The organism is Sphingomonas chlorellae, from assembly GCF_056485145.1.
The window spans coordinates 53,016-65,593 of record NZ_JBQXXM010000001.1; the positions used below are offsets into that span (position 1 = coordinate 53,016).

At 66.0% G+C, this 12,578-nt stretch carries 18 protein-coding genes; 13 read left to right on the forward strand and 5 right to left on the reverse strand.

What is annotated here, in order from left to right; all coding sequences use genetic code 11:
* Nucleotide 1: 1 nt before the first annotated feature.
* Entirely contained in the window at nucleotides 2-247 is a 246-nt protein-coding gene (locus ACT3CF_RS00230) for a DUF6489 family protein (RefSeq protein ID WP_478419705.1), read from the reverse strand.
* Between the two features lie 51 nt (nucleotides 248-298).
* Between ACT3CF_RS00230 and ACT3CF_RS00235 the strand changes: the two genes are divergently transcribed.
* Together ACT3CF_RS00235 and ACT3CF_RS00240 are read left to right on the forward strand one after the other, a co-directional pair.
* Nucleotides 299-781: a methylated-DNA--[protein]-cysteine S-methyltransferase gene (locus ACT3CF_RS00235; RefSeq protein WP_478419706.1), complete on the forward strand. Its 483-nt coding sequence runs from the start codon at nucleotides 299-301 to the stop codon at nucleotides 779-781.
* Entirely contained in the window at nucleotides 778-1,479 is a 702-nt protein-coding gene (locus tag ACT3CF_RS00240; RefSeq protein ID WP_478419707.1) for a dienelactone hydrolase family protein, read from the forward strand. Before ACT3CF_RS00235 ends, ACT3CF_RS00240 begins: the two co-directional genes overlap by 4 nt.
* A gap of 65 nt (nucleotides 1,480-1,544) precedes the next feature.
* Here ACT3CF_RS00240 and ACT3CF_RS00245 read toward each other — a convergent pair whose 3' ends face one another.
* The 4 genes from ACT3CF_RS00245 to hemE form a co-directional block, all read right to left on the reverse strand.
* Nucleotides 1,545-2,267, reverse strand: a complete 723-nt coding sequence (locus ACT3CF_RS00245; protein WP_478419709.1) for a TerC family protein — start codon at nucleotides 2,265-2,267, stop codon at nucleotides 1,545-1,547.
* Between the two features lie 100 nt (nucleotides 2,268-2,367).
* Nucleotides 2,368-3,624 (reverse strand): transcription termination factor Rho, encoded by a 1,257-nt coding sequence (gene rho / locus ACT3CF_RS00250; RefSeq protein WP_478419710.1) that lies wholly within the window; start codon nucleotides 3,622-3,624, stop codon nucleotides 2,368-2,370.
* 193 nt (nucleotides 3,625-3,817) lie between these two features.
* Nucleotides 3,818-4,270 carry a CopD family protein gene (locus ACT3CF_RS00255; protein WP_478419711.1) on the reverse strand — a complete coding sequence of 151 codons (453 nt, stop codon included), beginning with the start codon at nucleotides 4,268-4,270 and terminating at the stop codon, nucleotides 3,818-3,820.
* Nucleotides 4,267-5,307, reverse strand: a complete 1,041-nt coding sequence (gene hemE, locus ACT3CF_RS00260; RefSeq protein WP_478421286.1) for a uroporphyrinogen decarboxylase — start codon at nucleotides 5,305-5,307, stop codon at nucleotides 4,267-4,269. The genes ACT3CF_RS00255 and hemE overlap by 4 nt, the downstream gene beginning before the upstream one ends.
* Nucleotides 5,308-5,617: 310 nt before the next feature.
* Between hemE and ACT3CF_RS00265 the strand changes: the two genes are divergently transcribed.
* The 11 genes from ACT3CF_RS00265 to ACT3CF_RS00315 all read left to right on the forward strand — a co-directional run bounded on the left by ACT3CF_RS00265 (nucleotide 5,618) and on the right by ACT3CF_RS00315 (nucleotide 12,541).
* A complete protein-coding gene (locus ACT3CF_RS00265; protein ID WP_478421288.1) occupies nucleotides 5,618-6,439 on the forward strand; it encodes a pyruvate, water dikinase regulatory protein in 822 nt (273 codons plus the stop codon).
* Nucleotides 6,436-7,032, forward strand: a complete 597-nt coding sequence (locus tag ACT3CF_RS00270; protein WP_478419712.1) for a Maf family protein — start codon at nucleotides 6,436-6,438, stop codon at nucleotides 7,030-7,032. Before ACT3CF_RS00265 ends, ACT3CF_RS00270 begins: the two co-directional genes overlap by 4 nt.
* A complete protein-coding gene (aroE, locus tag ACT3CF_RS00275) occupies nucleotides 7,029-7,838 on the forward strand; it encodes a shikimate dehydrogenase (RefSeq protein WP_478419713.1) in 810 nt (269 codons plus the stop codon). Before ACT3CF_RS00270 ends, aroE begins: the two co-directional genes overlap by 4 nt.
* Complete coding sequence (coaE, locus tag ACT3CF_RS00280; protein WP_478419714.1) at nucleotides 7,835-8,428, forward strand: dephospho-CoA kinase; 594 nt, start codon at nucleotides 7,835-7,837, stop codon at nucleotides 8,426-8,428. Before aroE ends, coaE begins: the two co-directional genes overlap by 4 nt.
* Before the next feature lie 7 nt (nucleotides 8,429-8,435).
* Entirely contained in the window at nucleotides 8,436-9,131 is a 696-nt protein-coding gene (dnaQ, locus tag ACT3CF_RS00285; RefSeq protein ID WP_478419715.1) for a DNA polymerase III subunit epsilon, read from the forward strand.
* Nucleotides 9,132-9,190: 59 nt separating this feature from the next.
* Nucleotides 9,191-9,778 carry a ribosome hibernation-promoting factor, HPF/YfiA family gene (hpf, locus tag ACT3CF_RS00290; protein ID WP_478419716.1) on the forward strand — a complete coding sequence of 196 codons (588 nt, stop codon included), beginning with the start codon at nucleotides 9,191-9,193 and terminating at the stop codon, nucleotides 9,776-9,778.
* A 57-nt stretch (nucleotides 9,779-9,835) separates the two neighbouring features.
* On the forward strand, nucleotides 9,836-10,303 hold the full coding sequence (locus ACT3CF_RS00295) for a PTS sugar transporter subunit IIA (protein WP_478419717.1): 468 nt from the start codon (nucleotides 9,836-9,838) through the stop codon (nucleotides 10,301-10,303).
* The gene (locus tag ACT3CF_RS00300; RefSeq protein ID WP_478419718.1) at nucleotides 10,290-10,766 is read left to right on the forward strand and encodes a PaaI family thioesterase; all 477 of its coding nucleotides are present in this window, start codon (nucleotides 10,290-10,292) and stop codon (nucleotides 10,764-10,766) included. Before ACT3CF_RS00295 ends, ACT3CF_RS00300 begins: the two co-directional genes overlap by 14 nt.
* The gene (locus tag ACT3CF_RS00305) at nucleotides 10,763-11,104 is read left to right on the forward strand and encodes a DUF1491 family protein (RefSeq protein ID WP_478419719.1); all 342 of its coding nucleotides are present in this window, start codon (nucleotides 10,763-10,765) and stop codon (nucleotides 11,102-11,104) included. The genes ACT3CF_RS00300 and ACT3CF_RS00305 overlap by 4 nt, the downstream gene beginning before the upstream one ends.
* Nucleotides 11,105-11,272: 168 nt before the next feature.
* On the forward strand, nucleotides 11,273-11,932 hold the full coding sequence (locus ACT3CF_RS00310; protein WP_478419720.1) for a cell wall hydrolase: 660 nt from the start codon (nucleotides 11,273-11,275) through the stop codon (nucleotides 11,930-11,932).
* 114 nt (nucleotides 11,933-12,046) lie between these two features.
* Complete coding sequence (locus ACT3CF_RS00315; RefSeq protein ID WP_478419721.1) at nucleotides 12,047-12,541, forward strand: MmcB family DNA repair protein; 495 nt, start codon at nucleotides 12,047-12,049, stop codon at nucleotides 12,539-12,541.
* The last annotated feature ends 37 nt before the right edge of the window (nucleotides 12,542-12,578 follow it).

A 12,578-nucleotide genomic window follows, 5' to 3' on the forward strand; every position in this document is an offset into this window, starting at 1 on the left:
CTCAGCTGCCCGACTTGGTGCCCCCGCCAGTGCTCGCCTCGAACAGCCCGCGCCACAGCTTCATCCCCGCCTCGCCCATCGGCGCCCAATTGCGAAGCAGCGCCTCGAACGCTTCGGGACTACCCTGCTTGTCGATCGCCTCGACCATCATCGCGATATAGCGTTCATGAACCGGCGAGAGGTCGGGCAACCCCATGGCACGACGCGCTTCCTCGGGCGTGCATTCGACCTCGACATTGATCTTCATCGCCGCTTCTCCGCTTGAGGGGGCCCCATGCGCACTGCTAGGGCCATCGCCATGTATGCGCGCGACCACGCCCTGATCGCAACGCCCATCGGCGCCATCCGCATCGAGGGCGACGACGCGCAACTCCATCGGATCATGATTCTCGCCGATGGCGGCGCCGAGCGATGCGGCAGTGCGGATGCCGTGCGACGGGGCGCCGAGCAGATCGCGCAGTGGCTGGCGGGCGAACGAACCGAGTTCGACGTGCCGCTAGCCCCTGCAACGACCCGGCGCGGAGCGGCGATGCGCGCCGGGCTCGTCTCAATCGAATACGGCATGACCATCAGCTACGGGATGCTCGCCCACCAGATCGGATCGAGCGCACGAGCGATCGGCCAGGCCTGTGCGCGCAACCCCTTCCCCATCGTCGTGCCGTGCCATCGGGTGCTCGGCGCGGACGGCGCACTGGGTCATTATTCGGCGGGCGACGGACCCGCGACCAAGCTCTGGCTGCTCGATCACGAGCGGCATCATGCGAGAGGAACGTTGCTATGACGGGTATGATCCGTGTGGAGACGCGCGACGGCAAGGATGCGTTCGACGCCTATCTTGCCGAGCCGGCAGGAACGCCGCGTGCTGCGGTGATCGTCATCCAGGAGATTTTCGGTGTGAACCCGGGAATCCGCAAGAAGTGCGACGATTGGGCCGCGGAGGGATATCTGGCGATCGCGCCCGACCTGTTCTGGCGGATCGAGCGGAACGTCGAACTCGATCCCGATGTCCCTGATCAGTTCCAGCGTGCGCTCGCCCTGATGGGGAAGTTCGACCAGGATCTGGGCATCGCCGATATCGAGGCGAGCATCCATGCGGCGCGCGCGCGTATCGGTGCCGAAGGCAAGGTCGGCGTCGTCGGCTACTGCCTTGGCGGGCGGCTGGCCTATATGACGGCGGCACGGACCGATATTGACGCATCGGTCGGTTATTACGGTGTGGGCATCGACAATCTGCTCGACGAGAAACACGCCATCGCCAAGCCGCTGCTCCTCCATATCGCGGGCGCCGATCACTTCGTCACGCCCGACGTGCAGGCCAAGATGCATGCCGGGCTTGACGATCACCCGCGGGTGACGCTGATCGACTATCCGGGCGAGGACCACGGCTTTGCCGCCGAGATGGGCAAGCGCCGTTCGGAGGCTGCGGCACAACAGGCCGATCAGCGCACGCGCGACTTCTTCGCCGAGCATCTTGGCTGAGCGGAAGCTGCGACACGCATGAAAAAGGGCTGGCGAGCGATGCTCCCGGCCCTTTTCTCATCGCATCAGGCGAAAAGCTGAAGCAGCCCGATCTTGTGGTCGGTAAGCCCCTCATAGATCATCTTGCCCGCAACATAAACGATGACGGTCAGCCCGACATAGGCGATCCATTTGTAGCGATCGATATATTTGGCGATGACGTTCGCCGCGACCCCCATCAACGCGACGGCGAGCAGCAGCCCGATGATCAGGATACCCGGATGCTCGCGCGCGGCACCCGCGACCGCCAGGACATTGTCCAGGCTCATGCTGACATCGGCAAGCGCCACCGCCCAGGCCGCGCCGACAAAGCTCTTCGCCGGACGGATACCCGAGACATCATCATCGCTGGGATCGTCGGGCGTCTCAGCCCCCCGCGGCGGATGAAGTTCGCGATACATCTTCCACGCGACCCACAGCAGCAGCACCCCGCCGGCAAAGACCAGGCCGATGATTCCGAGCAAGAAGCTGGTGACCAGCGCAAATACGATGCGCAGCACGAGCGCCGCGGCGATGCCGATCAGGATGACCTTGCGGCGCTGATCCGCGGGCAAACCGGCGGCGAGCGCACCGACGACAATCGCATTGTCGCCGGCGAGCGTGATGTCGATGAGAACGACCTGAAGAAAGGCCGACAGCGCCTTGGGACTGTCCAGATTGGCGAAATCGGCGACGATGTGGCCCCAGATATCGGCAGGCGAGCCGATCCCGGTGCTGGCGGCAGCGGCGGTGAGGAACAGGTCGATCATGCCCCTCCCCTAAACCGAAGCGCACGAGGCGCATAGCCCGTGCGGGCGTAACGACGCTCGGCCGCCGCGGGGCGCGGACGTCGCCGTCCGCACCGCCGGCTTACTGGTTCATCGAGTCGAAGAAGTCGTCGTTGGTCTTCGAATCCTTCATCTTGTCGAGAAGGAATTCCATCGCATCGACGGTGCCCATCTGCATGAGAATGCGGCGCAGCACCCACATCTTGGTGAGCTTGGACTTTTCGACGAGCAGCTCTTCCTTGCGGGTACCCGACTTGCCGACGTCGAGCGCCGGGAAGATGCGCTTGTCCGCCACCTTGCGGTCGAGGACGATTTCCGAGTTACCGGTACCCTTGAACTCTTCGAAGATCACTTCGTCCATACGGCTGCCGGTGTCGATCAGTGCGGTGGCGATGATCGAGAGCGAACCGCCTTCCTCGATGTTGCGTGCGGCACCGAAGAAGCGCTTCGGGCGCTGGAGGGCATTCGCGTCGACACCGCCGGTCAGCACCTTGCCCGAGCTGGGCACGACGGTGTTGTAGGCACGGCCGAGACGGGTGATCGAGTCGAGCAGGATCACCACGTCCTTCTTGTGTTCGACGAGGCGCTTGGCCTTTTCGATCACCATTTCGGCGACCTGGACGTGGCGCGAGGCCGGCTCGTCGAAGGTCGAGCTGATGACTTCACCCTTCACCGAGCGCTGCATGTCGGTGACTTCCTCGGGCCGCTCGTCGATGAGCAGCACGATCAGGAAGACTTCGGGATGATTGTCGGTGATCGCCTTGGCGACATTCTGGAGCAGCACGGTCTTGCCGACGCGAGGCGGCGCGACGATGAGCGCGCGCTGGCCCTTGCCCTGGGGCGCGACGATGTCGATCACACGCGCCGACTTGTCCTTGACCGTCGGGTCGAGCGTGTCGAGCCGGAGCTTTTCCTCGGGATAGAGAGGGGTCAAGTTGTCGAAGTTTACGCGGTGACGTACTGCGTCGGGATCATCGAAATTGACCGACACGAGGCGGGTCAGCGCGAAATAGCGCTCGCCATCCTTGGGTGCGCGGATTTCACCCTCGACCGTATCGCCGGTGCGAAGTCCGTATTTGCGGACCTGATTGGGCGAGACATAGATGTCGTCGGGGCCGGCCAGGTAATTCGCCTCGGGCGAGCGCAGGAAGCCGAACCCGTCGGGCAGCACCTCGATCGTGCCGACACCCATGATCTGATCGCCGTTTTCGGCCTGAGCCTTGAGGATCGCGAAGAGCAGATCCTGCTTGCGCAATGTCGACGCACTCTCGACGCCAAGCTCCTCAGCCATGGTGACGAGTTCGGCGGGCGCTTTTTTCTTGAGGTCCTTGAGGTGCATGGAGAGTCCGGCTGCTGCTGTACGGCGGTGGGAGAAGCGTCGATCGGCGGGAAACGCGCGAAATGCGAGGCTGAAAAGGAAAGACGCGCCGGAGGACCGGCGCCTTTGCCACGAATTAGGTCTGCGCCCGCGTCAAGTCAACCGCCAAGCGGCTGCCGATTCGCGGGCGCTGCGCTTGAACGCTGTGATTCGATCAGAACGGTTTGACCACCGCCAGGATGACGATCCCGATCGCCGCGAGCGCCGGCAGTTCGTTGACGATGCGCAGCGTGCGCGAAGAGAGACGTCCCTCGCCGCGGGCCAGCCGACGCGCATAGGCCACCGCCCAGCCATGATAGCCGCTGAGCAGGACGACCAGCGTCAGCTTGGCGTGCAGCCAGCCCAGCCCCGGCTGTCCGTCGAAGAGCCCCAGATGCGCCGCGAGCAGCAGCCCCAGCGCCCATACGACGACCAGGGAGGGGGTAAGGATCATCCGGCGCAGCAACGCCTCCCGCCGCACCCAATCGGCCGCCTGCGGGCTTCCCAGCGCCTCCTGATGGTGCACGAGGTATCGCGGCAGGATGAACAGCCCCGCCATCCAGAAGATGACGAAGATGATGTGGAACGCCTTCACCCACAGATAGGCGCCGCCGAGCAGACCGCTCATGCCGGTTCCCCGCGCAGGCGGAGAAGCAGTTGCTCGACATGCGCAATCGGCGTGTCGGGCAGGATGCCATGGCCGAGATTGAACACATGCGGCCGGTTTTCGAACGCGCCGAGGATCGCGGTGATTGCGGTGTCGAGCGCCGAACCGCCGGCGATGAGCGCGAGCGGATCGAGGTTGCCCTGAACCGGCAACCCCTGCGGCAGCGCCGAATCAGCCCAGTACGGGTCCACCGTCTCGTCGAGGCCGACCGCATCGACGCCGGTTTCGCGCGCATAGGCCGGCAGCTTGCCGCCCGCCCCCTTCGGAAAGCCGATCACGGGAACGTGCGGCGCCCGGGCATGGAGCGCCGCGGCAATGCGTGCCGTCGGGGCGATCACCCATTGCTCGAACTGCGCGGGCGAAAGGCTGCCCGACCAGCTGTCGAACAGTTGCACCGCCTCGACGCCCGCCGCGATCTGGCCCGCGAGATAGTCGATCGTCGTCTCGGTGATCCGGTCGATCAGCGCCTGCATCATCGCAGGATCGCGATAGGCGAGCCGCCGCGCCTCGGCCTGTTCGCGGCTGCCCTGCCCCGCGATCATGTAGGTCGCGACCGTCCAGGGGCTGCCTGCAAAGCCCAGAAAGGTGGTGTGCGCGGGAAGCTGCGCGCGGACCCGACGCACCGTTTCGTAGATCGGATCGAGCAGCGCCGGATCGGATTCGAGCTGGTCGAGCGCCGACTGGCCCTGAATCACGGGCGCCAGCCGGGGGCCTTCGCCCGTTTCGAACCACAGCCGCTGTCCCAGCGCCATCGGCACGACCAGAATGTCGGAAAACAGAATCGCGCCGTCCATCCCGAACCGCCGGATCGGCTGAAGCGTGATTTCTGCGGCGGCGGCGCTGTCCATGGCCATCGCGAGGAATCCGCCCTTTTCGGCCCGGAGCGCCCGATATTCGGGAAGGTAACGACCGGCCTGGCGCATGAGCCAGACGGGCGGAATCGACAGTTTTTCGCCGCGCAGGGTCGCGAGCAGGGGCTTGGTGGTCACGATGCTCAGGGGATCCGCCTTCCTAAATCAAAAGAGAATCTGATTCTCAGAGTCTGTTGGAGTCTGTTGGCGCGTGAAAGCTGTGGCTAATCGCATTGCCCCCGCATTGCCAACAGATTGACTCCTTGCGCCACCCGGAACTCCACGGATTCGGGGAATTGATTCACGCTATCCACAGGCTGTGGATCGGAACCCGCCGCTGGGGATGCGGTTGTGGACGAATCACCCACGACGGACTCGATTCCGCGGTGCTTGGCCGCAGGCACCGGTTGCGCTAGCGAGCGTGCACCATGTTATCCACAGACTCGTCCCCGCGCTGATGCGGCTGCATCTCCACCTGCTCTCGGATTCGACGGGCGAGACGCTCGAGAACATCGCCAAGGCGGCGCTTGCGCAGTTCGACGATGTGGAACCGCTCCGGCATTTCTGGCCGATGGTGCGCAGCGAGGCGCATCTCGAGCGGATCCTCCAGGAAATCGCGCAAAATCCGGGGCTGGTGATCTTTACCCTGGTCAACAGCGACATTCGCCGGATGCTCGAGACCCGCTGCCGCGCACTCGGGCTGCCGGCGATCGCCCCGCTCGATCCGGTCAGCCACGCGCTGTCCAACCTGCTGGGCCAGGAAGCCAAGGCGCGGCCTGGGCGCCAGCACACGCTCGACGCCGCCTATTTCGCGCGCGTCGACGCGATCCAGTTCACGATCGCGCACGATGACGGGATCGGCGCCGAGGACTGGGAAGAGGCCGACATTGTCCTAGCGGGCGTTTCGCGTTCGTCGAAGACGCCGACCGCGATCTATCTGGCCAATCGCGGGTACAAGACCGCCAATATCCCGATCGTCGTCGAATCGCCGCCGCCGGCCGAACTCTATTCGCTGCGCAACCCGCTGATCGTCGGGCTGACGACCAGCGCCGACCGGCTGGTGCAGATCCGGCGCAACCGCCTGTTGCTGCTCAACCAGAGCCAGGAGACCGCCTATGTCGACCAGCATTCGGTTCAGCACGAGATCGCGTTCGCGCGCCGGATGTTTGCCGATCGCGGCTGGCCGGTGATCGACGTCACCCGGCGTTCGATCGAGGAGACGGCGGCGGCGATCATCCAGCTGTGCAACGAACGCAACCTGCGGAGGAAGAACGCATGAGGCTGGTGCTCGCTTCGCAAAGCGCGTCGCGTCGCGCGATGCTCGACGCGGCCGGGGTGCCGCATGAGGCGGCGGCGGCCCAGGTCGACGAGGAGGCTGCCAAGGCGTCGCTGCTGGCGCAGGGCATCGATGCGCGCGGACTTGCCGATGCACTTGCCGAACTCAAGGCGCTCAAATTGTCGCGGCTCGATCCTGCGGCGCTGGTCCTCGGTTGCGACTCGGTGGTGGCGATCGAGGACGGCACGCTGCTCGACAAGCCGACGTCGCGCGACGAGGCGGCCGAGCATCTGCGCCGGCTTTCGGGCCGGCGGCACGACCTGTTCAGCGCTGCCGTGATCGCAGAGGGCAATCGCGCGGTGTGGCGGCACGTCGATCGCGCCCGGATGCATGTCCGTCCGCTCAGCGACGCCTTTATCGAGGCCTATCTGGACCGCGAATGGCCCGCCATTGCCGGGTGCGTCGGCTGTTATCGCATGGAAGGCCCGGGCGTGCAGCTGTTTGCACGGATCGAGGGCAGCCATTTCACCATCCTCGGCATGCCGATGCTGCCGATCCTTGATTATCTGCGGGTCCGTGGAGTGCTTGACCGATGAAACCCTATGCCGAAGTCATCGGTGATCCGATCGCGCACAGCAAGTCGCCGCGCATCCACGGCTTCTGGCTCGATGCGCTGGGAATCGACGCCGATTATCGCGCGCTCGCGGTAACGCCCGACCGGCTCGCCGATTATTTTGCCGAGCGCCGCGCCGACCCCGACTGGCGCGGGTGCAACATCACCATCCCGCACAAGGAAGCGGCGCTCGACCATGTCGAGGATCGCGGCGATATCCGCGGCTCGATCGGGGCGATCAACACCGCCTTTCGTGCCGAGGACGGCGCGGTGGTGGGGACCAACACCGACGCGGCGGGCTTTTATGCGCCGCTCGCCGAGGTGCCGCTTGCGGGCGGGCACGCCGTCGTGATCGGTGCGGGCGGCGCGGCGCGCGCGGTGCTGTTCGCGCTCGCCCGGATCGGCGTGGGGCAGGTCACGATCCTCAACCGGAACGTCCTGAAGGCGGCCGCGCTGCTTTCGCATTTCGGACTGAAGGGCGATGCGCAGCCGCTTGCCGCGCCGCTGCCGCGCGCTGACCTGCTCGTCAATGCCAGCCCGCTGGGCATGGCGGGGCAACCGCCGCTGGCGCTCGACCTCGATCCGCTGCCCGAGCATGCGATCGTCTATGACATTGTCTATGCGCCGCTCGAGACGCCGTTGCTGGCGGCGGCGCGCGCGCGCGATCTGGATACCGTCGACGGGCTCGAAATGCTGATCGGCCAGGCAGCCTATGCGTTCGAGCTGTTCTTCGGCGCCGAACCGCCGCGCGATCGCGACGACGAATTGCGGGCCTTGCTGACGGCATGATCGTCCTAGGCCTCACCGGGTCGATCGGCATGGGCAAGTCGACCGTGGCGCGCATGTTCGAGGAAGCGGGCGTGCCGGTGTTCGATGCCGATGCGATCGTGCATCACCTGCAGGGGCCGGGCGGTGCGCTGGTGGCCGAGATCGAGGCCGCGTTTCCCGACACGACGAGCGAACTGGGCGTGAACCGCACGCTGCTCGGCGAGGCGGTGTTCGGCAATCCGGAGGCATTCGCCCGCCTGGAGGCGATCGTGCATCCGGCGGTCGCGGCGGCGCGTGCCGCGTTTCTTGCGCGGCATGCCGATGCGCCGGTCGTCGTGCTCGACGTGCCGTTGCTGTTCGAGGCGGGCGGATGGCAGCAGGTCGACCAGATAGCGGTCGTCTCGGCCGAAGCCGCGGTGCAGCGCGCGCGCGTGCTGGCGCGGCCGGGGATGACCGCAGAGCGCCTCGATGCGATCCTTGCACGCCAGCTGCCCGACGCGGAAAAGCGCGCGCGCGCCGATTTCGTCATTCCGACGGGCGGTTCGATCGACGCTACGCGCGAACACGTACGGGCGCTGATCGCTTGCCTAAGGGCCGCGCCCGCCCAATAAAGGGGGCATGCGTGAAATCGTGTTCGACACCGAAACAACCGGCCTCAGCTTTTCAGGGGGGGACCGGCTGGTCGAAATCGGCTGTGTCGAACTGCACAACCGGGTGATGACCGGCCGCACCTTCCATACCTATATCAATCCCGGACGGCCGATGCCGGTGGAGGCGTTCAACGTCCACGGACTGTCCGACGCCTTCCTTGCCGACAAGCCGTCGTTCGAGGCGGTGGTCGAGGATCTGCTCGACTTCATCGGTGACGATGTGCCGCTCGTCGCGCACAATGCCGGGTTCGACTTCAGCTTCCTGAACGGCGAACTGGGCCGGTGCGGCCGGCCGATCGTTTCGCTGGACCGGATGGTCGATACGCTGGCGCTCGCGCGGGTTCGCCATCCGGGGTCGAAGCACACGCTCGACGCGCTGTGTTCGCGCTATGGGATCGACCTGAGCGCCCGCACGCTGCACGGCGCGCTGCTCGACGCCCAGCTGCTCGCTCAGGTCTATGTCGAACTCACCGGGGGGCGCCAGATCACGCTGGGCCTCGCCGTCGACAAGCCGGTGGTCGTCGAAACGCGCATCGAGGCGCCCGTTCGCGCGCAAGTGCGCCCGCCGCGACACTTCGCGCCGTCGGCCGAGGAACTCGAACGGCATGCGGCCTTTGTCAAAGTATTGGAGAACCCGCTCTGGGAAGGTGCACAAACCGGCTGATTCGCCGGGGCGACCCCATCCCAAGTACGGGGCGCGATCAACGATAGGAGGAAAAGTCCATGGATATCCGAATCTCGGGCCACCAGGTCGAAACCGGCGGCGCGCTGCAGACACAGGTCACGCAGCGGATCCAGGGTATCGCGGACAAGTATTTCGCGCGCTCGCTTTCGGCCACCGTCACGTTCGGCCGCGGCCCGCGCGATTCCGGCTTCACCTGCGACATTGTGATGCACGTCATGCAGGGGCTGGTGCTCAAGGCGACCAACCAGGGCATGGAGGCGCACGGCGCCTTTGACGGCGCGGCCGAGCGCATCGACAAGCAGCTTCGCCGCTATATGCGCCGGATCAAGGATCGCCAGCCGGGCGTCGTCAACGCGCTTGCCGAAACCGGCGCGTATGACAATGCCGGCTATACGCTGTTCGAGGAGCCGCGCGAGGACGAGGAGCCCGGCGAGGCCCCGCTGGTGATCGCAGAAACGCGCGTCGACGTGCCCGAAACCACCGTTTCGGACGCCGTGATGATGCTCGATTTGCGCAACACCAATGCGTTGCTGTTCCGTAACGCGGGTACGGGTACGTACAACATGGTCTATCGCCGCGGCGACGGCACGATCGGCTGGGTTGAGCCCAACCGCGCGTCCGCCTAGGGGAAAGATCGCGGCGGCGCGGCGACGCGCCGCCCTTTCCAACGGCTTGGACGATTGATGACCGAACTCAGCACCCTGCTTTCTCCCGAATCGGTGCTCGCCGATCTGGGTGCGACCAGCAAGAAGGCCCTGTTCCAGCAACTCGGCGCTGCGGCCGAACGCGCTTGGGGGCTCGACGCACGTGCGGTGTGCGATACGCTGACCGAGCGTGAAAAGCTGGGATCGACCGGATTCGGCGCAGGAATCGCGATTCCGCACGGCCGTTTGGCGGGGCTCGACCATGTCGTCGGCGTTTTTGCCCGGCTGGCGCAACCGGTCGATTTCGGGGCGGTCGACGAATTGCCCGTCGACCTGGTGTTCATGCTGATGTCGCCCGCCGACGCGGGCTCGGACCATCTCAAGGCGCTTGCCAGCGTATCGCGTCGGCTGCGCGATCGCGCCTTCGCGGCAAAGCTGCGCGGCGCGGGCTCGCCCGATGCGCTGTTCGCGCTGTTGACCGGGGTGGAGGCGCGTGACGCAGCCTGAACCCTTTGGCGCGGCCGCCCATTTCCGCGCGCTCGAATCGCTCTATGCCGCCGCGCCGATCAACCGGCTGTTCGAATCGGTGCTCGAGATTCCCGAAAGCGGCCTTGCGCGGATCCGCTTTGCGGTCGACCGGCGCTTCTTCCATGCCGGTGGCGCGGTCCACGGCACCGCCTATTTCAAGATGCTCGACGACGCGGCCTTTTACGCCGCCAACAGCCTCGTCACCGATCGTTTCCTGCTGACGACGCAGTTCAACCTGCTGTTCACGCGGCCGCTCAGCGAGGGGCCGATCATTGCCGAAGGGCGGTGGGTGAGCGGCCAGCGGCGCGTTTTCGTTGCCGAAGCGCGCCTGATCGACGCCGAGGGCGAGGAGGTTGCGCGGGGCACCGGCACCTTCATGCGATCGCGAATCCCGCTGGCGACGCTGCCCGGCTATGCGACGGCAGCGCCGGCTGCAGAATGAATCCGCGTCCTGCCGCCGGGCTGCTGGTCAGCGCGGTGATCCGCCGGGTCGCCGCGGCGGGCGGCAACGCCGCAATCCTTGCCCGCGGTGACGCAACATCGGGTGCCGTCCTCTTCCTTTGCCTGGAAAAAGGCCAGAATCCGCGGTTTTTCGAGCGTGGTCTGGGGCCAGACGGCGCCAGCGGGCTTCGGCCCACCGGACCGGATACGCTCGCCGACGATGCCGATGCGACCGACTATTGGCGCCGCCGGCGAAGCCGCGATCCCGACCTGTGGGTCGTCGAACTGGATATCGCAGGCGCCGAACGGTTCGCCGCTGAAACGATGACATTCGGTTGACGGTCGCGCGCCGATCGGGAAAAGGCCGATGACGTTCAATCGCGTTGTGCCGACCGGGGTGTGAAGTCGATCGGTTACGCAGTCGGGGGGAGGCCCGGCGGCCCAGAGGGGATCATCGGACGATGATCAGGGGGCGGCCGTGCACCAACCGCACAGTCAAAGTCTTGTATGAAGTTGCGCTTCCGCGCCGCGGGTTTCGCGGTGCTGACCTTTTGCTTTGCGGCTCTAGCCAACGCCGCAACGCTCGACGGGACGCCCGCCGAGCCGGCCAATGGCCAGGCTGCACAGGTTCAGAGCGTCAACGTCCAGGAACACCATGTGGTTCCCGCGCTGCCCCAGGCAGCCCAGCTGGTCCGTAAGGACGGCGAAATTGTCCAGCCGCTACCCCAGGCGGCGCTCCAGGAAGACCAGGATTACGAGACGCTGCTCGCGGCCGTCGAAGCGCAGGTCGTTCCGGCCGAATCCGACAGCGAACTCCGTTGCCTTGCCACCGGCATCTATTTTGAGGCCAAGGGTGAACCGCTCGCGGGCCAGCTGGCGGTTGCCGAAGTGCTGCTGAACCGCACGCGCTCGGGCCGGTTCCCGACCACGGTGTGCGGCGTGCTCGCGCAGCCGGGCCAGTTCTCGTTCGTGCGCGGCGGCCGCCTGCCCTCGCCGCCGGCCAACGCCCAGTGGCGCCGTGCACTGGCAGTGGCGCAGGTCGCGCAGAAGGATCTGTGGGAAAGCCCGGCCAACGAAGCGCTCTATTTTCATGCGCGTTATGCGCGCGGCGGCGGCTTCAACCGCGACCGGGTCGCGACCGTCGGCAACCACATTTTCTATCGCTGATCGCGTCCGTCCTCGGCCGGACCGAGGAGCGCTAAAATGTGCACAAGACTGTGATAGCCCCGATGCGATGCGTCGGGGCTTTTGTTTGTTCCATGAATGTTCTATGCCGCGCGCATGTCGATCGAGGTTGACGCAGAGACGGCGGCGCCGTCGCCGATGGGCATGCAGGCGCCCGATGTCGTCCGCGGCGTGTGCCGGATGCTGCTTCGCCACGACTGCGTGGCCCTGGCCGAAGTCCCGCTCGAGAATGGCCGTCGCGCCGACCTGATGGCGATCGATGCGCGCGGCAATATCGTCATCGTCGAGATCAAGGTGTCGCGTGCCGACCTGCTCGGCGACGCCAAATGGCCCGAATATCTGCCCTATTGCGACCGCTTCTTCTGGGCGGTGCCCGGAGGATTCGATCTTCGTCCGTTCGAACAGCCGGGGCTGTTGCCCGAACGGGCGGGGCTGATCGTTGCCGACCGCTATGACGCGGCGGTGATGCGCGAGGCGGCGACGGTGCCGCTGGGCTCGGCTGCGCGGCGCAAATGCACGCTGTCGTTCGCCCGCCGCGCCGCGCGCCGGGTGATTCAGCATGTCGATCCCGACGCCGGGGTTGGATTCTAGCCGTTCAAGCGCCGTGTCCGGGGAGGCCGGACACGAC

Bases quoted from the DNA above. Each gene is read 5' to 3' on its own strand.
- ACT3CF_RS00230 (WP_478419705.1), bottom strand. From the start codon at position 247: ATGAAGATCAATGTCGAGGTCGAATGCACGCCCGAGGAAGCGCGTCGT.
- ACT3CF_RS00235 (WP_478419706.1), top strand. From the start codon at position 299: ATGTATGCGCGCGACCACGCCCTGATCGCAACGCCCATCGGCGCCATC.
- ACT3CF_RS00240 (WP_478419707.1), top strand. From the start codon at position 778: ATGACGGGTATGATCCGTGTGGAGACGCGCGACGGCAAGGATGCGTTC.
- ACT3CF_RS00245 (WP_478419709.1), bottom strand. From the start codon at position 2,267: ATGATCGACCTGTTCCTCACCGCCGCTGCCGCCAGCACCGGGATCGGC.
- rho (WP_478419710.1), bottom strand. From the start codon at position 3,624: ATGCACCTCAAGGACCTCAAGAAAAAAGCGCCCGCCGAACTCGTCACC.
- ACT3CF_RS00255 (WP_478419711.1), bottom strand. From the start codon at position 4,270: ATGAGCGGTCTGCTCGGCGGCGCCTATCTGTGGGTGAAGGCGTTCCAC.
- ACT3CF_RS00265 (WP_478421288.1), top strand. From the start codon at position 5,618: ATGCGGCTGCATCTCCACCTGCTCTCGGATTCGACGGGCGAGACGCTC.
- ACT3CF_RS00270 (WP_478419712.1), top strand. From the start codon at position 6,436: ATGAGGCTGGTGCTCGCTTCGCAAAGCGCGTCGCGTCGCGCGATGCTC.
- aroE (WP_478419713.1), top strand. From the start codon at position 7,029: ATGAAACCCTATGCCGAAGTCATCGGTGATCCGATCGCGCACAGCAAG.
- coaE (WP_478419714.1), top strand. From the start codon at position 7,835: ATGATCGTCCTAGGCCTCACCGGGTCGATCGGCATGGGCAAGTCGACC.
- dnaQ (WP_478419715.1), top strand. From the start codon at position 8,436: ATGCGTGAAATCGTGTTCGACACCGAAACAACCGGCCTCAGCTTTTCA.
- hpf (WP_478419716.1), top strand. From the start codon at position 9,191: ATGGATATCCGAATCTCGGGCCACCAGGTCGAAACCGGCGGCGCGCTG.
- ACT3CF_RS00295 (WP_478419717.1), top strand. From the start codon at position 9,836: ATGACCGAACTCAGCACCCTGCTTTCTCCCGAATCGGTGCTCGCCGAT.
- ACT3CF_RS00305 (WP_478419719.1), top strand. From the start codon at position 10,763: ATGAATCCGCGTCCTGCCGCCGGGCTGCTGGTCAGCGCGGTGATCCGC.
- ACT3CF_RS00310 (WP_478419720.1), top strand. From the start codon at position 11,273: ATGAAGTTGCGCTTCCGCGCCGCGGGTTTCGCGGTGCTGACCTTTTGC.
- ACT3CF_RS00315 (WP_478419721.1), top strand. From the start codon at position 12,047: ATGTCGATCGAGGTTGACGCAGAGACGGCGGCGCCGTCGCCGATGGGC.